4 protein-coding genes are annotated in these 6,400 nt (G+C 32.8%); 3 read left to right on the top strand and 1 reads right to left on the bottom strand.

Annotated features, from left to right (window positions below; translation table 11 throughout):
- Positions 1–144 precede the first annotated feature (144 nt).
- Both HN894_05080 and HN894_05075 read left to right on the top strand, forming a co-directional pair.
- The gene (locus tag HN894_05080) at positions 145–663 is read left to right on the top strand and encodes a hypothetical protein (GenBank protein ID MBT7142691.1); all 519 of its coding nucleotides are present in this window, start codon (positions 145–147) and stop codon (positions 661–663) included.
- 10 nt (positions 664–673) lie between these two features.
- Positions 674–1,177 (top strand): hypothetical protein, encoded by a 504-nt coding sequence (locus tag HN894_05075; GenBank protein ID MBT7142690.1) that lies wholly within the window; start codon positions 674–676, stop codon positions 1,175–1,177.
- Between the two features lie 29 nt (positions 1,178–1,206).
- Here HN894_05075 and HN894_05070 read toward each other — a convergent pair whose 3' ends face one another.
- Positions 1,207–2,571 carry a hypothetical protein gene (locus tag HN894_05070; GenBank protein MBT7142689.1) on the bottom strand — a complete coding sequence of 455 codons (1,365 nt, stop codon included), beginning with the start codon at positions 2,569–2,571 and terminating at the stop codon, positions 1,207–1,209.
- Between the two features lie 257 nt (positions 2,572–2,828).
- Here HN894_05070 and HN894_05065 point away from each other — a divergent pair.
- Positions 2,829–6,400, top strand: a 3,572-nt coding sequence (locus HN894_05065) for a PKD domain-containing protein (protein MBT7142688.1), incomplete at its 3' end; no start/stop codon positions are given.

Below are 6,400 nucleotides of genomic sequence, written 5' to 3'. Positions count from 1 at the left end.
TTTTTAGTCAAGTAAATATACAATTATTGAGACTCCTTTTTATAAAAAGGTAACTTCCACTTCTGAAAATTCGTTATGCTTTGTTAATTGTAGCGTAGAGAAGTTTTGAATTGAAAAATTAAGGAAACTTTAGATATTTTATTAGTGGTTTTTATATATTCATTATTCATTTCTTGTGAAAAGACGGATGAATTTCGGCCAAATAGTCTTCAAACTCCAATAATTACTGGATATGTGTTAACAGACATGGTTGGAAATTTTATTGGAGTAGTTGGAGAACCTAATACTAGAAGATATTGTACAGACGCATTCGGTTCTTGGTATGTGCTATCTTGTTTGCCAAATCCTGTTACTGTGGGTTTAGGTATCATTATTGAAGCGCCAACTGATTCAGTTTTAAAACAAGTTTGGTTAACGCCTGCTATTTATTTCGGAGAATCAAGCAATTTTCAAAGCTATGATCCTACTCTTATTCTAATTGGTGGATATCCAATACTGAAATATGAAACATATGGCAACAACATTATTATTCCTGTAATAAAACAAGGCGAAGATGATACTGGGTATTTTGATGAAAGGATTTTACCAGATGGATTTTATAGGGTATATGTTAGATTAGGTAGTATTTTATTATGGGACAATATTTTAATTTTAAGAAACTAAAAGTTTAAGAATGAAAACAAAACGGGCGATCTTATTTATTTTAGCAATTTCCTTATTTGTAACATCATTAAAAGCACAGGAAGTTGAGAAATCAAGGCGAATAATTGGACTAAGTGCAACATTTCAAGCAATGCAGTATGGTATTAATATTCCGATATGGCTTGATGAAAAAGTAACTTTTGCTCCTGCATTGGAGCTAATTTATGCCGAAGATCTTGGGTCAGATTTGGGTTTTGGCTTTGTATCAAAATTTTATCTTAATAATAAAAAGTTGTCTCCATATATTGGTGTTAAGCTTGGGCTTATTAATTATAAGAATATCGAATTTAAAACCGCTGATTATTATGGAGGTTTAGCATTTGGAGGAGAATACTTTCTCGACAGACAGTTTAGTATTAGTGTCGAAATTCAAGGGAATTTCACAAAATCTCATGATGAGTCATTCCGATTTGGAAACCCGGGAAATATAAATATTAATACAGCCTCAATGGTATCTGCCAATGTTTATTTCTAATAGCGACGGAAAACTCAAATCAGAAAGTATCACAAAATCAAAATTTGGCCACGTTTTCTATATTGCTCTGTTCTGAACTCATAAAAGTAATTCTTAAAACGTACATTTGGATAATATTCTATTTTATGCAATCCTTGTTGTACAATTTTATCCATTGGTTTGTCAACCATTACTCCAAGTGTATTATAAATCAATATTTCAACTTTACTGGTTTCGTTTATGTAAAAATAAAATCTTAATTTTTCAACTACTGGATTCGGAGAAATTATAATATATAATTGGTCAGCTTTGTGAAATGGATAGTTTTGAATATTACATTTTTGCACTATACTGATTTTGTCTTTTTCGTAATAATTCACACCTTCAAACCATTCTCTTATTTGAACACGATATTCAGCATTCAACTCATTCGACCACATTTTTATGTAAAAGCTTTCATGCTCATATAGCCCGAAACTTTCAGTATTATGTTGGTTCTCACCCCATACTGGTATAGCCAAGTCGTTGCCAGTATATACTCCTGAACCAACTAATTCATCATTTGATGAAAAAACAGCAATTTCTTCATCAATCAATGGATAATTCTCCCATGCTGATTGTGGAATTAATAGGGACATATTGTTTCCTGTGTTCTCTATTTCTCCATAATGAGTTGAATTTGGGATTGATATATAAGTTTCATCTATTACAACAGAATTAGCATCGTAAACAAATTGCTCGGGATATAACAATTTAATCTGGTATCCTTGTCCAGGAATCAAATTTCCAATCATATTAATGGAATATTGGGGCCAGTACATGTATCCATCAACATTTTTCATCATAACTATTGAAGAATAAATGCTATTCATTGTAACAGAAATATCTGCTGGTGTTTTTCTTAAGTAAGCTATAAGAGACCATCCTTCATCAATGTTCATTTGGAAAAGTTCAGGATTTACTTCCTGACCACAAATATCAATGTTTTGATTTGATTGTATGTACAAATAATATCCTTCACCGATTATTAAATTCCCAATATTATTAAGGTAAAATTGGGGCCAGTAAATCATACCAATTTCATTTTTAATAAATAATAATTCTTGCGAAATATCTGCAAAAACTGAATCAAGCATAGGATATTCAGGATCAATATATGTTGAAATTATATTCCATCCTGCTTGTAAACTTATATTTTGACAATCGATACTACGCTTGAAACTTAATTGTTGAAACCCATTGGTTTTAACTTTACATGTATCATCAAATGAATTTCTACTGAACTCGCTGATTGATAAGGTTGACAAATCGTTTCTTTTACTATTACCTTCATTTGTAGCATTAAAATCTTGGGCTTGTATGTGGTAAGATAATATTAATAAACACAAACTTACTAAAATTGTCTTTATGAACATAGATATATATTTAGGTCGAAATATTATAATTAAGTTTTCAAAAATACGAACTTTTCTAAACATCTCCTAAGCCGAAAAATCAGTATTTGAAATAGTAAAAATAATTAAAACAATGATACATATGTTAGTTCATAATATTCAAAATGGAGTGTAAAAGCTTAGATTTATGGCTGCAAAGAAATAATTAAGCATGCAACTATAATTTTTGTAATTTCGTCTTTTTGTTTTATTTAAACTTAATATAAATAATAATACGTATGAGAAAAATACTACTTGTTTTAGCCTTATTTTCATTTAGTTATCAAATTTCGTCGCAAGCCTACTATGGTGCAGATGCAAATAAATTAGTTCATGGCAGTGAAATTTTACGTTTAAGTGATAACTCAACTATTCCTTCCTTTATAAAATTCAAAAAGAATTATGAAATTGATGTGAAAGATTTGAACAAATATCTTCACAAAGTTTTTAAAATTCCGAATGAATATGGAATAAGTCTCATTGATGAATCCATTGATAATCTTGGAATTACTATTTGCCGCTACCAACAAACTTATAAAAATTATGCGATTTTTAATGCTGTTTTCCTAACTCATTCTACAAGCAATAAAATATTCTCTATTAGTGGAAATCTCTTGAATAATCTAAAGATCGAAACTCAAGTTTCTATTTCGGAATCTCAAGCTTTGGAAATTGCACTGGCTTCGATTGTGGCAGAAAGATATAAATGGGAAATGCCTGAAGAAGAGCAACTATTGAAACAAATTTTTGATGATAATTTGGCAACTTATTACCCGAATGCAGAGATGATAATTTTCCCGGAAGATTTAAGAAACAATAATGCTGCTCAAAAATTGACATATAAATTTAATATTTATGCCGACAAACCCTTAAAAAAGGCGAATATCTATGTTGATGCTAGCACAGGAAAAATAATTTTCACTGAAGATAAAATTCATATTGCAGATGTTACCGGAACAGCTGTTACAAAATATAGTGGAAATCAGACAATAACTTCTGATAGCAATAATGGGCATTATCGATTGCGTGAATCGGGTAGAGGAAATGGAATTGAAACCTATAATATGAACACTGGAACTTCATATGGTGCAGCCACTGATTTTTGGGATAACGATAATTATTGGAATAATGCAAATCCTCAAATTGATGAAGTTGCAACAGATGCACATTGGGCTTCGGAAATGACATATGACTATTACTTAAATTATCATAATAGGAATAGTATTGATGACAATGGTTTTGCATTGATGAGTTATGTGCATTACGATGTTGCCTACGATAATGCTTTTTGGGACGGAATGAGAATGACTTATGGCGATGGTAGCGGAACCCCATATTGTGCCTTAGATGTTGTAGGTCATGAGATTACTCATGGATTAACTTCATACACCGCCAATCTAGTTTATGCTTACGAGCCGGGAGCAATCAATGAAGGATTTAGCGATATTTTCGGTACATGTATAGAATTTTATGGAAAACCTCAATCGGCAAACTGGACTATGGGCGAAGACCTTGGTTTTATAATGCGCTCAATGTCCAATCCAAATTTGTATGGAAATCCAGACACTTATCATGGAGATTATTGGTATTATGGTTCAGACGATAATGGCGGAGTTCATTACAATAGTTCTGTTCTTAATCATTGGTTTTATCTGATCGCTATGGGAGGCTCTGGTACTAATGATATTGGCAATAGTTTTTCGATACAAGGCATTGGAATAGATTCTGCAGCAGCAGTTGCTTTTAGAACACTAACTGTTTATTTAACAAATACTTCTGATTACGAAGATACAAGATTTTATGCAATTCTTGCTGCAATCGATTTGTTTGGTCCTTGCTCTTCTGCTGTTGAAGCTGTTACAAGAGCCTGGTATGCGGTAGGAATTGGAAACGATTATACAAATACAGTAGTTAGTGATTTTTCGAGCGATTTTACAGAATTTTGTATGGCTCCTGCCGAAGTTCAATTCCTAAACAATTCTATAAATGGAATGTCGTTTTTTTGGGATTTTGGAGATGGCTCGAATTCTACTGAAGTAAATCCTACACATTCATACAATGTCGTTGGTGAATATACGGTTTCTTTATCCGTAGATGGCGGCAGTTGTGGAGACGATACATTAATTCTAACTAATCTGATAAGTATAGATCCCGCCAATCCATGTATTTTCGTTTTAAGCGAAAGCGGGAATAATACAACACAAACATCGTGTTTTGGGACTATGTTCGATAGTGGGGGGCAATCAAATTATCAGGATAATACTAATACAGCAGTTACAATTGAAATTACTGATGCTGTGAATGTAACTTTAAACTTTGCTTCGTTTAATTTTGAGCAAGACTATGATTATCTTTATATTTTTGATGGTCCGACAGTAAATAGTCCTCTAATTGGAATTTTCACAGGAACTGCTTTGCCAAATGGAGGAACAATAGTATCTTCAGGAAATTCTGTTACAATTCAGCAAACAAGCGACCAATATTTAACAGAATCTGGTTTTGAGCTTACATGGAGTTGCGATATGTTAAACTCAGCTCCATATGCCGATTTTTTTGCCAGCGAAATTTCAAGTTGCACAGGAGAGATTCATTTCACAGATTTGTCGAATAGTTTTCCTACAAATTGGTTTTGGAATTTTGGCGATGGAGAAACTTCTACGCTACAAAATCCTGTTCATCAGTACACACAAAATGGCATTTTTTCTATAACACTAATTTGCTCAAATAGTTATGGTAGCGACTCCTTAACTTACTCAGATTTTGTAAGCATAGAAATGCCTTCGCAACCCATTACTTTCTCGCAAGAATCTTGCTCAGCTACCTCTTTTCTCCTTCATGCAAGTGGAACAGGCGAATTGCGCTGGTACGACAGTTTGGTAAATGGAAATTTAGTGAATGTTGGCGACACTTTTATTACTCCTTTGCTTTTGCAGAATACAAATTATTTTGTCGAAGATTTCATTGAAGCACCATCTTTATATGTTGGAAAAGCTGATAATTCGGGTGGAGGTGGAAACTTTTCCGCACCGGCAGCACACTATTTGGTTTTCGATTGCTACTCGCCGGTTACACTTTCAAGTGTAAAAGTTTATGCAGATGGAACCGGATACAGAACAATTGAACTTCATGATAATACCGGAAGTGTTTTGCAATCGATTGATGTACAAGTTTTTAGTGGCGAAAGCAGAATTGATTTAAATTTTGAAATTCCTGTAGGAGAAAGTTTAAGATTGGTAGGCCCTGAATCGCCAAATTTATATAGAAATAATGCCGGAGTTTCATATCCATACAATCTGGCTGGTTTGATAGATATTAAATTTAGCAGTGCATCGTCTGCCCCAACGGATTATTACTATTTTTTCTACGATTGGGAAGTTATAGAAGTTGATTGTAAAAGTGCAAGAGAAATTGTGTCGGCAACGATAATAGAACAGGCTATTGCAAATTTCAATTTTACACAAAATCAGGCTATTGTCGATTTTCAAAATTTGTCTGCAAATGCTACGAGCTATTATTGGGATTTTGGCAATGGAATATTTTCTGTGGAAGAAAACCCAACACATATTTTTACTATTGATGGAACTTACGAAGTAAAATTAATTAGCTCTAACAATTGTGGAGATGATACATTGTCGCAAACTGTTATTATTCAAGGCTTAGTAAGCAATTCAATCACAAATGTCAATTCTATTGAAATTTTCCCGAATCCGGCATATGAAGTTTTGAATATTTCGTTTACTTCAAATCAACAGCAAATTATTGCAATAAAAATTATTGATGTAATCGGAAAAACTTTATGGAGCGAGGAATT

The organism is Bacteroidota bacterium (assembly GCA_018692315.1).
In the GTDB taxonomy this organism is placed as follows: Bacteria; Bacteroidota; Bacteroidia; order Bacteroidales; family JABHKC01; genus JABHKC01.
The sequence above is the reverse complement of the archived record's forward strand: the minus strand, read 5'-3'. Positions and strand labels throughout refer to the sequence as shown.

Bases quoted from the DNA above. Each gene is read 5' to 3' on its own strand.
- HN894_05075 (MBT7142690.1), top strand. From the start codon at position 674: ATGAAAACAAAACGGGCGATCTTATTTATTTTAGCAATTTCCTTATTT.
- HN894_05070 (MBT7142689.1), bottom strand. From the start codon at position 2,571: ATGTTCATAAAGACAATTTTAGTAAGTTTGTGTTTATTAATATTATCT.